Origin of the sequence: Sodalis sp. RH21 (genome assembly GCF_047324175.1) — a bacterium.
In the GTDB taxonomy this organism is placed as follows: domain Bacteria; phylum Pseudomonadota; class Gammaproteobacteria; order Enterobacterales; family Enterobacteriaceae; genus Acerihabitans.
On sequence record NZ_CP178732.1, the window covers coordinates 2,581,012 to 2,595,990 of the forward strand.

General features: G+C 59.2%; 13 protein-coding genes. 7 read left to right on the forward strand and 6 right to left on the reverse strand.

Annotated elements, in window-relative coordinates:
- Window positions 1–55: 55 nt before the first annotated feature.
- Complete coding sequence (gene manX, locus ACL2XP_RS11865; RefSeq protein ID WP_413738703.1) at window positions 56–1,024, reverse strand: PTS mannose transporter subunit IIAB; 969 nt, start codon at window positions 1,022–1,024, stop codon at window positions 56–58.
- A gap of 674 nt (window positions 1,025–1,698) precedes the next feature.
- Between manX and ACL2XP_RS11870 the strand changes: the two genes are divergently transcribed.
- Window positions 1,699–3,255, forward strand: coding sequence for a TerC family protein (locus ACL2XP_RS11870; RefSeq protein WP_413738704.1), 1,557 nt, complete (start codon window positions 1,699–1,701; stop codon window positions 3,253–3,255).
- Window positions 3,256–3,304: 49 nt separating this feature from the next.
- Here the strand turns inward: ACL2XP_RS11870 and ACL2XP_RS11875 are convergent, their stop codons facing one another.
- The 3 genes from ACL2XP_RS11875 to pabB form a co-directional block, all read right to left on the reverse strand.
- On the reverse strand, window positions 3,305–4,669 hold the full coding sequence (locus tag ACL2XP_RS11875; RefSeq protein ID WP_413738705.1) for an L-serine ammonia-lyase: 1,365 nt from the start codon (window positions 4,667–4,669) through the stop codon (window positions 3,305–3,307).
- 455 nt (window positions 4,670–5,124) lie between these two features.
- The gene (locus tag ACL2XP_RS11880) at window positions 5,125–5,703 is read right to left on the reverse strand and encodes a CoA pyrophosphatase (protein WP_413738706.1); all 579 of its coding nucleotides are present in this window, start codon (window positions 5,701–5,703) and stop codon (window positions 5,125–5,127) included.
- Entirely contained in the window at window positions 5,696–7,066 is a 1,371-nt protein-coding gene (gene pabB / locus ACL2XP_RS11885) for an aminodeoxychorismate synthase component 1 (RefSeq protein ID WP_413738707.1), read from the reverse strand. The genes ACL2XP_RS11880 and pabB overlap by 8 nt, the downstream gene beginning before the upstream one ends.
- 187 nt (window positions 7,067–7,253) lie before the next feature.
- Between pabB and ACL2XP_RS11890 the strand changes: the two genes are divergently transcribed.
- Window positions 7,254–7,499 (forward strand): YoaH family protein, encoded by a 246-nt coding sequence (locus ACL2XP_RS11890; protein WP_413738708.1) that lies wholly within the window; start codon window positions 7,254–7,256, stop codon window positions 7,497–7,499.
- A gap of 21 nt (window positions 7,500–7,520) precedes the next feature.
- Here ACL2XP_RS11890 and ACL2XP_RS11895 read toward each other — a convergent pair whose 3' ends face one another.
- Window positions 7,521–7,865 carry a RidA family protein gene (locus tag ACL2XP_RS11895; protein WP_413739134.1) on the reverse strand — a complete coding sequence of 115 codons (345 nt, stop codon included), beginning with the start codon at window positions 7,863–7,865 and terminating at the stop codon, window positions 7,521–7,523.
- A gap of 142 nt (window positions 7,866–8,007) precedes the next feature.
- On the opposite strand from ACL2XP_RS11895, the gene ACL2XP_RS11900 reads away from it, so the two are divergent.
- The 5 genes from ACL2XP_RS11900 to rnd all read left to right on the forward strand — a co-directional run bounded on the left by ACL2XP_RS11900 (window position 8,008) and on the right by rnd (window position 14,572).
- Window positions 8,008–9,909 carry an ATP-dependent DNA helicase gene (locus tag ACL2XP_RS11900; RefSeq protein ID WP_413738709.1) on the forward strand — a complete coding sequence of 634 codons (1,902 nt, stop codon included), beginning with the start codon at window positions 8,008–8,010 and terminating at the stop codon, window positions 9,907–9,909.
- Window positions 9,910–9,996: 87 nt separating this feature from the next.
- Window positions 9,997–10,698 carry a tRNA (adenosine(37)-N6)-threonylcarbamoyltransferase complex dimerization subunit type 1 TsaB gene (tsaB, locus tag ACL2XP_RS11905; protein WP_413738710.1) on the forward strand — a complete coding sequence of 234 codons (702 nt, stop codon included), beginning with the start codon at window positions 9,997–9,999 and terminating at the stop codon, window positions 10,696–10,698.
- A gap of 198 nt (window positions 10,699–10,896) precedes the next feature.
- Window positions 10,897–11,505 (forward strand): Slp family lipoprotein, encoded by a 609-nt coding sequence (locus tag ACL2XP_RS11910; RefSeq protein ID WP_413738711.1) that lies wholly within the window; start codon window positions 10,897–10,899, stop codon window positions 11,503–11,505.
- 197 nt (window positions 11,506–11,702) lie between these two features.
- A complete protein-coding gene (gene fadD / locus ACL2XP_RS11915; RefSeq protein WP_413739135.1) occupies window positions 11,703–13,367 on the forward strand; it encodes a long-chain-fatty-acid--CoA ligase FadD in 1,665 nt (554 codons plus the stop codon).
- Between the two features lie 53 nt (window positions 13,368–13,420).
- Window positions 13,421–14,572 (forward strand): ribonuclease D, encoded by a 1,152-nt coding sequence (rnd, locus tag ACL2XP_RS11920; protein WP_413738712.1) that lies wholly within the window; start codon window positions 13,421–13,423, stop codon window positions 14,570–14,572.
- Between the two features lie 136 nt (window positions 14,573–14,708).
- Here rnd and minE read toward each other — a convergent pair whose 3' ends face one another.
- Entirely contained in the window at window positions 14,709–14,978 is a 270-nt protein-coding gene (minE, locus tag ACL2XP_RS11925; RefSeq protein ID WP_413738713.1) for a cell division topological specificity factor MinE, read from the reverse strand.
- Between the last annotated feature and the right edge of the window lies 1 nt (window position 14,979).

Below are 14,979 nucleotides of genomic sequence, written 5' to 3' on the forward strand. Positions count from 1 at the left end.
ACCATTTTTTCAGAAAATTTATACGCTCTTGGGTGTTAGTTTTTTTCGGCTGAATTTACTTACCGAGTTTATTTATTAAATCCATCATCTTCAGCGGCGAGTCTGAAGAGACCTTACGGACTTCCAGCTCAATCCCTCTGTCATTTAACTTGCGAAACGCGGCGATATCTTTCTCATCAACCGATACTGCGTTATTCACCTGGGTTTTGCCCTGACGGAAAGCCATACCGCCAATATTGACCGTGGTGATTTTAACCCCGCCTTCCACCACACGTTCAACGTCGGTAGGGTTGGTGAACAAAAACATGACGCGATCTTTGGCGTAAGCGGGATTGTCATAAACCCGGATAGCCTTGGCCACGTCAACGACATGCGCCGTAACGCCCGGGGGAGCCACCTGGGTAAGCAGTGTTTTGCGCACGGTATCGGCGGCGACTTCGTCACTCACCACGATAATGCGTTTGACATTGGTTTCCTTGGTCCAACGGGTGGCCACCTGGCCATGAATCAGACGGTCATCGATGCGCGCCAAGCCTATGGTCATATGACCACCGGCATTCGGATGCGCTGCGGCGGCAGGGGCTGCTGCGGCGGCAACCGGCGCGGTCGCCGCTTCGGCCTCAGGTTCCGGTGCTTTTAATGCCCTGACGCCTGCGCGCCCGGTTTCCACGGCAATTTTCACCAACTCGGCAAAAGCCGGGTTGTCGTCACGCGCCATGAAAGTTTCTGCCAACATGGGAATATTGACGCCGGTTACCACTTCGTAGTTTTCTTTATCGACAACAATGCGGCTGGCCGCATTAAATGGGCTGCCTCCCCAGGTATCAACCAGAAATAACACGCCTTCCTGAGTATCAAGTTGCGCTAAACGCGCGGTATACTTTTCAATCAGTGTTTCAGCATTTTCCCCGGGAACAAAATCAATCCAGGCGACGTTTTGTTGTGCGCCCAATATCATTTCTGCGGTTTTTAGCAGTTGCTCGGCCGCTGACCCGTGAGTGCCAATTATGATAGCAATACTCACTGATACCTCCTCTGTTAACAAATTGGGTTAAGCAGTAAAACCACCCGGCGTTTTAAGGCCTGAACATCTGGCGGAATGACCTCTTAGCCAGGGTAAATTTTCGCCACCCTGTTTGATGTCCGCTGTTTTGGTTGAAACGATTCGCGTTAGCGTGTCGCTCAATAGCGGTTAAACGCGATTTATTTTAGTGTGTAAAAAAATAAAAATTGTGACGGCGCTCAGTTATTTGTGCATGAGGAAACATATGAGGGTACAAATAGTGTAGATGACACTTATTACAACTTGCAGACAAAAAAAGTTTTATGCGTCGGTAAAGTTACCTGCTAAAGTGAAGTGTTTAAATTGATAAGGAGCGATGGGCCGCAGCCCCCCCATATGGACTGTCACCGAAAAAATTTCACCCTTGATTTGCCATTTCTATCCCTGCCAGCCCAGACCCGACCGGCGCTGTTTGCCAGCTTCTGGTTACGCCTTTTTGACATGCCGTTTATCTGCCGTCCGGACGATCCTTTACCCTGGTCCGATCCCGCATGTCTATTTTGCATCCCGCACGCATCTCATCCGGCGCAGGCGCTATTACCTCCGCCGGTCGGCGCCGGGCATGCCCGCGCGCCGACCGGGATGATGCGTCATAACGTTTGTGTTGACCGGATAACAACGCCCTGGAGCCCCCGATGGAATTCTTAATGGACCCGACCCTGTGGGTGGGCCTGCTGACCTTGATATTGCTGGAAATCGTACTGGGTATCGATAATCTGGTATTTATCGCTATCCTGGCTGAAAAAGTGCCGCCGAAGCAGCGTGATAAAGCGCGGGTCATCGGCCTGGCGCTGGCGCTGGTGATGCGTCTGGGACTGCTGTCGCTGATTTCGTGGATGGTGACGCTGACCAAACCGCTGGTCGCGTTCGGCGCTTTTAGCTTTTCGGGCCGGGATTTGATCCTGCTGCTGGGCGGCCTGTTTTTATTATTCAAGGCGACCACCGAGCTCCATGAACGGCTGGAAAACAAAGACGCCCACGACAACGGCGATCGAGGCTACGCCAGTTTCTGGGTGGTGGTGGTGCAGATTGTTATTCTCGATGCGGTATTCTCCCTGGATGCGGTGATCACCGCGGTCGGCATGGTGAATAACTTGCCGGTGATGATGACCGCCGTGGTCATCGCCATGGGCATCATGCTGTTGGCTTCCAAGGCGCTTACCCGTTTCGTCAATGCCCATCCCACCGTGGTGGTGCTGTGCCTGAGCTTTTTGCTGATGATAGGCCTGAGCCTGATAGCCGAAGGCTTTGGTTTCCATATTCCGAAAGGCTATTTGTATGCGGCCATCGGCTTCTCCGTGCTGATAGAACTGTTTAATCAAATCGCCCGCCGTAACTTCCTGAAAAACCAGTCGCGGGGGCCGATTCGGCAACGTACCGCCGAAGCCATTCTGCGTCTGATGGGCGGTCCGAAACCGCGCGAGCAGGGGGCCTCGCCGTCACACGACGAGCCGAAGGGGCAGTTTGCGGATGAAGAGCGCTATATGATTACCGGTGTGCTCTCCCTGGCCTCCCGTTCATTGCGCAGCGTGATGACGCCGCGCAATGAAATATCCTGGGTGGATTGCCGCGGGCCGGTGGAGGAACTGCGGGCGGCGTTGCTGGCCACGCCGCACAGCATGTTCCCGGTTTGCGACGGCGAGCTGGATCAACTGATCGGCATCGCCAGGGCCAAGGATTTAATGGTGATTCTGGATCGGGGCGAGGACGTTAAGTCCTATGCGGCGCAAAATCCGGCGATTGTCGTGCCGGAGACGCTGGCCGTGCTTAATTTGCTGGGCGTGCTGCGCCGGGCGCGGGGCAGTTTGGTGGTGGTTTCCAATGAGTTCGGCGTGATTCAGGGATTGGTTACGCCGCTTGATGTGCTAGAAGCCATCGCCGGCGAGTTTCCCGATGAAGATGAAACGCCGGATATCGTTGTGGAAGAGCACGGCTGGCTGGCGAAAGGCGGGACCGATTTACACGCCTTGCAGCAGGCGCTGGACAGTTATGAATTGACCCGGGAACATACCAACGTGGCTTCCCTGGCCGGCATGCTGCTGGCCGAGCGCGATACGCTGCCGGTGGTGGGCGAGGTAATAGAGCTGGGCCAATGGCGATTTACCATTTTGCAAATGTTGGAGTACCGCATCGAACTGGTGCGCATCGAGCGGATTGCGCCGATGGCCGGCGATGGGGATGAAGAGGAGTAGGGGCAGCCGGGGCTTCGCTGCGCGGCGGGACGAGCCCGCCGCGGACGGGTCAATCGCACTGCACCTTGATGGCCAGGCCGCCGCGCGAGGTTTCGCGGTATTTGGCGTTCATGTCCTTGCCTGTTTCGTACATGGTTTCAATCACTTTATCCAGCGAAACGCGCGGCGCGCTGGTGCGTCTAAGCGCCATGCGCGAGGCGTTGATGGCCTTGACCGAGGCAATGGCGTTGCGTTCGATACATGGAACCTGCACCTGGCCGGCCACCGGATCGCAGGTCAGGCCGAGATTGTGCTCCATGCCGATCTCCGCCGCCACGCACACCTGTTCCGGGCTGCCGCCCATTAGCTCCGTCAAGCCGGCCGCCGCCATGGAACAGGCCACGCCCACCTCGCCCTGGCAGCCCACTTCCGCCCCGGATATGGAGGCATTGAGTTTATAGAGAATGCCGATGGCGCCGCAGGCCAGAAAATAGCGCAGGTAAATGGCGGGGCTTACCGGTTCGATAAAGTGATCGTAATAGGCCAGCACCGCCGGGACGATGCCGCAGGCGCCGTTGGTGGGCGCGGTAACCACCCGCCCGCCGGCGGCGTTCTCTTCATTGACCGCCAGGGCGAACATATTCACCCAGTCGATAACGATCATCGGATCGCTGGAGTGCTTATCCGATGAAACCAGGATGCGGCGCAGGGCCGATGCCCGGCGCGGTACCCGCAGCGGGCCGGGCAATACCCCTTCGGTGTTGAGCCCGCGATCGATGCAGGCGCGCATGGTTTGCCAGATGCCGGCGAAGTACGCATCGATCTCTTCGCGTCCGTGGAGCGCCAGCTCGTTTAACAGCACCAGCCCGGACAGCGACAGGCCGGTCTCTTTGCAATGATCCAGCAATTGCTGGGCGCTGGCAAAGGAATGGGGCACGGCGATTTTTTCGATCACCGGCTGGCCGAAATGTTCTTCATCAACGATAAAACCGCCCCCAACCGAATAATACGTCTGGCTATAGAGCCGTTTTTCCCCGGCGAAGGCGTGGATGCGCATGGCGTTTTCATGCAGCGACAGGTAATCGCTGTGGAAAATCATGCCCCCTTCCCGCGGGAAGTCCACTTCATGAGGCCCGCCGGCCAGCATCAGGCGCTCGCGCTGCTCCACGTCGCGGATAAACGCCGGCACGGCGTCGATGTCGACGGTATCGGGCCTGTTGCCCGCCAGCCCCAGGATAATGGCGATGTCCGTATGGTGGCCCTTGCCCGTGAGCGATAGCGAGCCATAAACATCAACGGCCACGCGCGTAACGCTGCTGAGCAGCCGCCGCGCAGCGAGATCGTCCACGAATTGTTTACCGGCTTTCATGGGCCCAACGGTATGGGAACTTGACGGACCGATGCCGATTTTAAACATATCGAAAACGCTAATCACGTTGACTCTCCTTAAAACATAAGTGTGACGCTTACCCGGGCGGTAATGCGTTAAGTGTAATGACTGCCGCCGGTTTAGGCTTGCGCTTTCGCATGAAATAAACTAATCATAAAACCCGTTTTCATCCTGCGCCTGACCGGCGGCGCTGCGGTACGACGCCGCCGTGCCGTGCACTTTCGCCCCCCGCGCGGCTAATCTGAAGCGCCGCGCCGCGCCCTTTACCTTCCCTGCCCAGGGACAACGTATGTTTCAGGCGTGGCCCAGGCTGCGGCCCGGAGGGCCATAAGGAATAATCATGCCGCAATATGAATGAATGAGTTGTATGAAATACCAGATTATAATAATTAAATGGTATTATATTCTGTTTTAAACCGCGGCCCGGCAGATTCTAACGGTAATTTATTTTTTGAAAAGGATTTTCTTATGACGCAGTGACGGGGATCGCTGCGCGGCGGTCAGCGATGGATATGTTCACCCAGCCGATACAGGATCTGCGCGGTCATTCCCCAAACCATGTGGCTTTGGTACCAGGAGAAATAGACCCGCAGGGATTTGGATCGGCGCTGAATCTGCAAGGGGGTGTAGCTGGCAAGCCGTAAGGCCTGGTGCAGGGGGATTTCGAACATTTCCGCCACTTCGTCCTGGCTGGCGCGCAACCGGGTATCCGGCGCCAGCAGGCCGACGATGGGGGTAACCTGAAAGCCGCTGCTGCTGTCCACCGGCGGTAATCGGCCCAGCACCCTGACCGAATCCGGCGCAATGGCCACTTCCTCCTGGGCTTCGCGCAGCGCTGTGGCAATCAACGTGGCATCTTCCCTGTCCGCCGAACCGCCGGGGAACGCCACCTGCCCGGCATGTTTGCGCAATGAAGCGGCGCGGCGGGTCAATAATACCGTCGGCGTACGGTGGCAAATAATGGGAATCAGCACCGCCGCCTGGCGCAAATTGCGCGCGGGTTCGCCATAATGCGGCAGTTGCAACTGGAAACGGGTAATAAAATCATCCAGGGTCAGGGCGGCATCGGAATTATTCATCCGCGTTCAGCTCCGCCAGCAGGGGCAATATTTTGGCCACTTTCGCCAGGGTCTCCTGGTATTCGGCCTCCTCCTCGCTGTCCGCCACGATGCCGCCGCCAGCCCAGCAGTGGATGTGCCCGCGCTCCGCGAGCAGGGTACGGATGGCGATATTGCTGTCGAGGGTGCCGCACAGGCTCAGGTAACCGATACTGCCGCACCAGGCGCTGCGGCGCTGCGGCTCAAGCTGGTCAATCAGGGTCATCGCCTTGATTTTGGGGGCGCCGGTAATGGAACCGCCGGGAAAACAGGCGCGCAGCAGTTCGCAGGGGCCGCGATCCGCGGGCAATTGCGCGGTAATGGTGCTCACCATATGATACACCGCCGGGAACGCTTCGATTTTGAACAGTTCGGGCACCCGTACGCTGCCGGGTACCGCGATGCGCCCGATATCATTGCGCAGCAGATCCACAATCATCAGGTTTTCCGCCCGATCCTTCGGGGAATCGGCCAATTTTTGCGCCTGCAGCCTGTCGTCCCGCGCATCGGCCAGACGCGGCAATGTGCCTTTTATCGGCCGGGTTTGGATACGCCGGCGGCGAATATGCAGAAAACGCTCCGGCGACAAACTCAATATCGCCTGTTCCGGCAGGCGCATAAACGCGGAAAAGGGCGCGCCGTTGCGCTCCAGCAAATAGCCGAACGCCTGCCACTCATCGCCGGTGTAGGCGGCGCTGAACCGCTGGGCCAGGCAGATTTGATAACATTCCCCCGCCAGCAAATGGCGCTGGATCTGGCGAAACTTGTCTCCATATTCCCCGCGGGTCATATTGGCCCGCCAGCGGCCGTTGAGCCGAAAGGGCGCGGCGGCGGGGGCGCAAGGGAGGGGCAGCAATGCGGCGAGCAAGGGGGCGGGGTCCTGATAACACACCAGCGTCAGGCGGCCAAGGCGGTGATCGGCAATGACCGCCCAGGTATAAATGCCGATGGCCATGTCCGCCATGGCCAGATCCCGCCGCGCCTGATTGGGCAGTGTTTCGAGGCGCCGCGCCAGATCGTAACCGAACAGGCCCAGGGCGCCGCCCAAAAAAGGCAGGTCCTCCAGCGGGGCGGGGGCGATTCCCAGGCTGGCCGCCTGCTCCTGCACCAGCATAAACGGGTCCCCGGCGCTGCGAATGCTGCCGCCGTCGCGGGTTATCACCGTCTCCCCGCCCCGGGTAACCAGGGTGATGGCGGGGTCCGCGACCATGATATCAAAACGGCTGTCCCGGTGATCGGCATGGCCCGAATGCAGCAGCACCGACCAGGGCCGGGAGGCAAAAGGGGCGAACAGCGCCACAAGGGCGTCGCGATGGTACGGCAGGGCAGTCAGTTGCGGCAGCATGTCACCAGGGATTCCAAAAAAATTTATGATGGGCGTCAATGATCGCGCCAGGGGCCGGCATAATGCGCCGGCGGCCGACGAAACGAATAATAACGGCTCCCGGCCATAACATAAAGCGCATTGCATGGCGCGGGCGGCCTCGGCGTGAGACAATACCCCTGCCGATAAACCTACCTGGAGAAAAACCATGCTGACCGATATGCCCGCATTGAATCACCAACAGCAGCAGGAGGCCGTTGAGCGCATTCAGGCATTAATGTCCGAAGGAATGAGCAGCGGCGAGGCCATCCGGCTGGTATCCAGCGAAATCCGCGCCACCCATACCGGTGAACGGGTATCGATACGCTGGGACGACGACGAAGAGGACCAGCGGCCCGATCCCGCCCTGCAGGATGAAGCGCAGGACGAAGACGAAGAGGACGGGGCCATCTAGTCCCGGCCTACCGCCGGTAGCTTAGACCGCGGCGATAACCTTGATTTCCACTTTATACTGCGGGTTCATCAGGCGCGCCTCGACGGTGCATCTGACCGGGGCGCTGCCGGGCACCACCCAGGCGTTCCAGGCCGCATTCATGGCGGCGAAGTCGTTCCCGTCGGCCAGGAACACGGTGACATCCAGCAGGCGGGTTTTGTTGGACCCGACCCGTTTTAACAGCCGGTCGATCACCGCCAGCGCATCGGCGGTCTGTTCGGTGGCGTTGCCGGCCAGATTTTCCGGCACGCTGGTGTAATATACCGTCTGGTTATGAATCACCGCTTCCGACATACGGGCGCCTGGATCGATCCGCTCAATGGTCATCCGTTCATTGCTCATGTTATCTCGCTTTTACGTCTGGCAGAAAAGCCACCAGCATACCATACGGCGGTTTTAATCGAAGATAGTGGTGGATAAACCCCGGGCTTGGCATAATCCGACAGCAACCGAATCATAGAGAGAACGCGTGACAGATGATTTTGCGCCACAGGGCGCGTTGGCCAAGGCCATAACCGGCTTCAAACCGCGCGAATCGCAACGCCTGATGGCCGAGGCGATTCGCGAAGCCATTGCGTTAAAACAGCCGTTGGTGGTGGAGGCGGGCACCGGTACCGGCAAAACTTACGCCTACCTGGTGCCGGCGCTGCGATCCAAACGAAAAGTCATTATCTCCACCGGCTCCAAAGCCTTGCAAGACCAGCTCTATGCCCGCGACCTGCCCAAGGTGGCCGCCGCGCTGGAGTATCAGGGCCAAATCGCGCTGCTGAAAGGCCGCTCGAACTACCTGTGCCTGGAGCGGTTGGAGCAGCAAACCCTGGCGGGGGGGACTATCGCCCCGGAAACCCAGGCCGAGCTGGTGGGCGTGCGCGGCTGGTCGTCGCAGACCGTGGACGGCGATATCGCCAACTGCGCCGGCATTGCCGAAGACAGCCCGGTATGGCCGCTGGTGACCAGTACCAACGACAACTGCCTGGGAGGCGATTGTCCGTTGTACAAAGATTGCTTCGTGGTCAAGGCCCGGCGCAAGGCCATGGAGGCCGATGTCATCGTGGTGAATCACCATTTGTTCCTGGCGGATATGGTGGTCAAGGAAGGGGGATTCGGCGAACTGATCCCCACCGGCGATGTGATGATTTTCGACGAAGCCCATCAAATGCCGGATATCGCCAGCCAGTATTTCGGCCAGCAGTTGACCAGCCGGCAATTGCTGGATTTGGCCAAGGATATGACCCTGGCCTATCGCACCGACGTGCGGGATATGGCCCAGTTGCAAAAAAGCGCCGACCAGTTGACCTTCCGCACCCAGGATTTCCGGTTGGCCCTGGGGGAGCCGGGCTTTCGCGGCAACCTGCGCGACGTGCTGGCGCAGCCTTCGCTCCAGCGCGCGCTGCTGCTGCTCGACGACGCCCTGGAGTTATGTCACGACGTGGCCAAACTGGCGCTGGGACGTTCGGCGCTGCTCGATGCCGCTTTCGAACGCGCGGCGCTCTATCGCACGCGCCTCAAGCGGCTGAAAAATGTCCAGGAGCCGGGGTTCAGCTATTGGTACGAATGCAATGCGCGCTACTTTGTGCTGGCGCTGACGCCGCTATCCGTCTCGTCGCGGTTTCATGAGGTGATGTCCGAAAAAGAGGGCACCTGGATCTTTACCTCCGCGACCCTGTCGGTAAACGACCGCCTGGAGCATTTTACCCAGCGTATCGGCCTGGATGACGCCAAAACGCTGCTGCTGCCCAGCCCGTTCGATTACGCCACCCAGGCCCTGCTGTGCGTGCCGCGGTTTTTACCGGAGCCCAACCAGCGCGGCATTGCCGTGCAGCTGGCGCGGATGTTGCTGCCGGTGATCGTCGCCAACCGCGGACGCTGTTTTTTCCTGTGCACCTCCCATCAGATGATGCGCGATTTGGCGGCCGAGTTCCGCGCGTCACTGACCCTGCCGGTGCTGCTTCAGGGCGAAACCAGCAAACGCCAGCTGCTGGATCAGTTCGTCACCGCCGGCAATGCGCTGCTGGTGGCGACCAATAGCTTCTGGGAGGGGGTGGATGTGCGCGGCGAAGCGTTGTCCTGCGTGATCATCGACAAACTGCCCTTCACCTCGCCGGACGATCCGCTGTTAAAAGCCAGGAGCGAGGATTGCCAGCTGCGCGGCGGGGATCCTTTTGCCGAAGTGCAAATCCCCGAAGCGGTGATTGCCCTCAAGCAGGGCGTAGGCCGCCTGATTCGCGACGGCGAAGATCGCGGGGTGCTGATTATCTGCGATCAGCGGCTGGTTACCCGGCCTTATGGCCAGATCTTCCTCAAAAGCCTGCCGCCGGCGCCGCGCACCCGGTCCATACAGCGGGCCATCGATTTTCTGCAACGCCGCTGACCGTACGGCGTATCCCTTTGCCGCGGCGGGTATGCTATGATAGCGGCCCGTTTTGGCAACACATTTTCTTCCTGCCTGAGGTTTGGCATGTCTACGCGAATTTTAGCCCTTGATACCGCAACCGAAGCCTGTTCCGCGGCGCTTTGGATTGACGGTGAAATCAGCGAACGTTTCGATATTTGTCCCCGCGAACATACCCGGCGTATCCTGCCCATGGTCGACAGCCTCCTGGTGGAGGCGGGCATCGGCCTGACCCAGCTTGACGCGTTGGCCTATGGCCGGGGACCGGGCAGTTTTACCGGCGTGCGCATCGGCATCGGCATCGCCCAGGGGCTGGCGCTGGGTGCCGGATTGCCGATGATGGGCATCTCCACCCTGGCGGCGCTGGCGCAGGGCGCCTGGCGCCGAACCGGCATTGACCGGGTGCTGTGCGCCATTGATGCCCGCATGGGCGAGGTGTATTGGGCGCAATACCGGCGCGCCGGCGACGGCGGCTGGCTGGGGGAGGAGAGCGAAAAAGTCATCAAACCCGGGCAATTGGCGGCGATCGCCGGCGAATTCACCGGGGCGTGGGCCTATGCCGGCACCGGTTGGGAAACCTATCCCGCGCTGATCGGCCATGACGATATTGTGCTGACGGCGGGCGATACCTTGCTGCCGGCCGCCCGCGATATGCTGCCGCTGGCGGTGCGGCGCTGGGCGGAAGGCGGGGCGCAAGCGGTGGAATCAACCGTACCTACCTATTTACGTAATGAAGTGGCGTGGAAAAAACTGCCCGGGCGCGAATAGTCGGCAACTTATGCCGCCTGCGCGGGTCCAAGATATACCCTCTATAATTAATTTGGTGGGGTTTTACCTGATGGCAAATCGACCCGATGGCAACAGGTCTTATGGCAGCGGATCTACTGCCAATGTATTGGGGTAACTGTCTATCGCAAGGCTGTGTCGAACCAAGCGTGATGTATCAATATGGGAAAAGATCGCAGCATGTCTATACGTCGTAATCTCAGCGGCGCCCGCCGCCGGAATCCGTGGTGGCCGGTCCTGGCCGTGGTCCTTGCCTTATCAGGCTGCGCAACGGTGCCGGACGCCGTGCGCGGCACCTCTCCCACGCCGCAGGAAGATTTGGTGCGCGTGCTCAACGCGCCTTCGCTATATGTGGGCCAGGAAGCCCGTTTCGGCGGTAAAGTGGTAAAAGTCACCAATCTGTCCGGCCGCACCCGGCTGGAAATCGCCAGCGTGGCCCTCGACGAATCCGCGCGTCCGCGGCTGCGCCAGGTTTCCAGCGGCCGCGTGGTCGCCTATGTTAACGGCTTCCTCGAACCGGCGGATTTCAACCAGCAGTGGGTGACGGTGGTCGGTCCTATTACCGGCACGGAAAAGGGCGCAATCGGCCAGGCAAATTATACGTTTGTGGTGATACGCGCCGACGGGTATAAGCGCTGGCAGCTCACGCAGCAAGTGGTGGCCCCGATGGGGCCGCCCATGTCGCCCTGGGGCTGGGGCGGGCGCTATGGCCGCGGCTGGGGGCCGGGCTTCGGCATGGGGTACGGTTATGATTATGGCCCCGCCCAGGTGCAAACCATCCTCGAATAACGCGGTGTTGTCAGCCAACGCAGGCGGCTATTAGTTTAGTCGCCTTTTTTGTGAACGGCGCTCGGGAATGGTGATGTATCGCCCAAGCCCGTTATTCCAGCGATTTCCAATGCAATACCATTATAGTTGTTGAGCACCGTCAACCAGCCAGGCCATGGGGAACCTCGATGAAAATACCAGACGCCGCCGGGCAGGCCATGCGCAGAGTATGGGCCGGGCGTTACCCGGCCGCCGTACCGCCGGAAATCGACCCGGACCAGTATCCGTCATTACCGGCGCTATTGGCGAATGCGGTGCGGCGCTTTCCCGATCTGCCCGCGTTTATCAACCTCGGCCAGCCGCTGACCTTTCGCCAGCTGGATGAGCAAAGCCGGGCGTTTGCCGCTTATTTGCAACAGGGGCTGCGCCTGAACCAGGGCGATCGTATCGCCCTGATGATGCCCAACATCCTGCAATACCCCGTGGCCCTGTTCGGCATCCTGCGAGCCGGTATGGTAGTGGTTAACGTCAATCCCCTTTATACCCCGGTGGAGTTACGGCACCAGTTGGCCGACAGCGGCGCCAGCGCCATTGTCATCGTGGCCAATTTCGCCCATACCCTGGAACAGGTGGTGCGGGATAGCCCGGTCAGGCATGTGATCCTGACGCGCCTGGGCGATCATTTTCCGCTGCTTAAACGCCTCGTCGTCAATGGGGTGGTGAAATATATCAAACGCAAACAGCCCGCGTTCCATTTGCCGTCGGCCATTGCGTTTCGCCGGGTATTGCAGCAGGGGCGGCGGATGTCCTTTACCCAGCCCGCCATTGACGCCGGCGATTTGGCTTTTTTGCAATATACCGGCGGCACCACCGGCCTGTCGAAGGGGGCCATGCTGACGCATCGCAATATGCTGGCCAACCTGGAACAGGCAAAAGCGGCCTATGGGCCGATCCTGACGCTGGGCGGCGAACTGATGGTCACCGCGCTGCCGCTGTACCATATTTTCGCCCTGATGGTGAATTGCCTGCTGTTCGTGGAAATGGGCGGCTGTAATTTGCTGATCGCCAATCCGCGGGATATCCGGTCGATGGTAAATGAAATGCGCCGGCACCGTTTCACCGCCATTTCCGGCGTCAATACCCTGTTTAATGCGCTCTTGCATAACGAGGCGTTCCGCCGGCTCGATTTTTCCTCGCTGCACCTGTCGGTGGGCGGGGGCATGTCGATCCAGCAGGCGGTAGCGGATGACTGGCAGGCGCTCACCGGCCAACACCTGCTTGAAGGCTACGGTCTGACGGAGTGCTCTCCGCTGGTATGCGGCAATCCCTACGACCTCAAACAGTTCAGCGGCAGCATTGGCCTGCCGGTGCCGTCCACGGATATTCGCCTGGTGGACGCAGGCGGGGAAAATGTGCCCGCCGGGCAGCCCGGCGAGCTGTTAATCCGGGGACCGCAGGTGATGGCGGGCTATTGGCGCCAGCCGGAGGCGACCGCTGAGGCGCTCAAAGACGGCTGGCTTTCTACCGGCGATATCGTTACAGTGGACCAACAAGGCTTTGTCCGCATCATTGACCGTAAAAAAGACATGATCCTGGTGTCCGGATTCAATGTCTTTCCCAACGAAGTCGAGGACGCGGTCGTCCGGCATCCCAAAGTTCTGGAAGCGGCGGCGATAGGCGTTCCCAGCGATGATTCCGGCGAAGCGGTCAAAATTTTCGTGGTAAAAAAAGAGCCTTCCCTTACGCGCGAGGAACTCCTGCACCACTGCCGCCAATATCTGGCCGGTTATAAAGTGCCCAGGCTGGTGGAGTTCCGCGATGAACTACCCAAATCCAATGTCGGTAAAATCCTGCGCAAGCAATTGCGCCATGAAAACCGGTGAATTCAACACCGGTGAATCAGGTTTTGCCGCCATGACAAAATCAAGAGAATGCAGTGTCAAACTACCAATTAATAACCAATGACGATGATTTACAGCAAATATGCGAACGCGCCCGCCAACATGCCCAGGTTGCGCTCGATACCGAATTTGTCCGCACCCGGACTTATTACCCGCAGTTGGGGTTGATTCAATTATTCGATGGCGAAACGCTGTCTTTAATCGATCCGCTGGCTATCGGCGAGTGGCGGCCCTTCAGGGAACTGCTGGCCGACCGCCAGGTGGTGAAAATCCTCCATGCCTGCAGCGAAGATCTTGAAGTGTTTTTGCACTCCTTCGATCAGATGCCGGCGCCGATGATCGACACGCAGGTGCTGGCCGCGTTTAACGGCCGTCCGCTGTCCTGCGGCTTCGCCACGCTGGTGGCGGAGTACCAGCAGGTGGTGCTGGATAAAAGCGAATCCCGCACCGACTGGTTGGCCCGGCCGTTAAGCGAAAAGCAGTGCGACTATGCGGCGGCGGATGTGTTCTGGTTATTGCCGATGGCCGGCCAGCTTATCCAGGAAACCGAGCAGGCGGGCTGGACCGCTGCCGCCGGCCAGGAGTGCGATGCGCTATGCCGGCGTCGCCAGGAAATCGTCGACCCCGAACTGGCCTATCGCGATATCGGCAACGCCTGGCAGTTGCGTACCCGGCAGCTGGCCTGTCTGCAAAAACTGGCCTCCTGGCGGCTGCGCAAAGCGCGGGAACGGGACATGGCGGTAAATTTCGTGGTGCGCGAAGAGAATCTGTGGCAAGTGGCGCGCTATATGCCCGGCTCGCTGGGTGAGCTGGATAAACTGGGCCTGAGCGGGCCGGAAATCCGCTACCACGGCAAAATATTGTTGGCGCTGGTGCAGGAAGCCGAAGCGATGGACGAAGATGCGCTGCCGGAACCGGTGGTCAACTTGATCGATCAACCCGGTTACCGCGCTTTGTTCAAAACCATCAAGGAGCATATCGCTATCGCCAGCCAGCAATCCGGGCTCGGCGTAGAATTGTTGGCCTCTCGCCGGCAAATCAATCAGCTACTTAATTGGCATTGGCGCTTGACGCCGATGCGGCGTACGCCGGAGCTGCTCAGCGGCTGGCGCGAAGCGCTGTTTGGCGAGGCGTTGCGCGGGATATTGAACGGCGATGCGGTCGGTAAAGCGTCAGTGACGTTGTAACAGGCGCGGTAATATACCGGCCATGCGGAATGCGGGGTGAAAGGGGGTGCCGGATACCGGAACGAGTGACATCATCGCGCAGGCGCCGCGTTAAGTATGTCCCCCTGCATAACGCAGGGGGTTTATGGACTTGCGATCATTTCGGTGTTTCTTCCGCTTCCGGCAGCGTCACGTTCAATTCAAGAATAGAGATATCTCCCTCGCGCTGCTCCAACTGGACGGAGACCATTTCCGGGTCAATTTGCACATACTTGCAAATCACCTCAAGGATATCCCGTTTCAACTGAGGCAGATAGTGGGGCTCGCTATCGCCCCGCCGGCGTTCCGCAACGATAATTTGCAGCCGTTCCTTGGCTATATTGGCTGTCGTTTTTTTGCGGGAGAGAAAAAAGTCGAGTAATGCCATG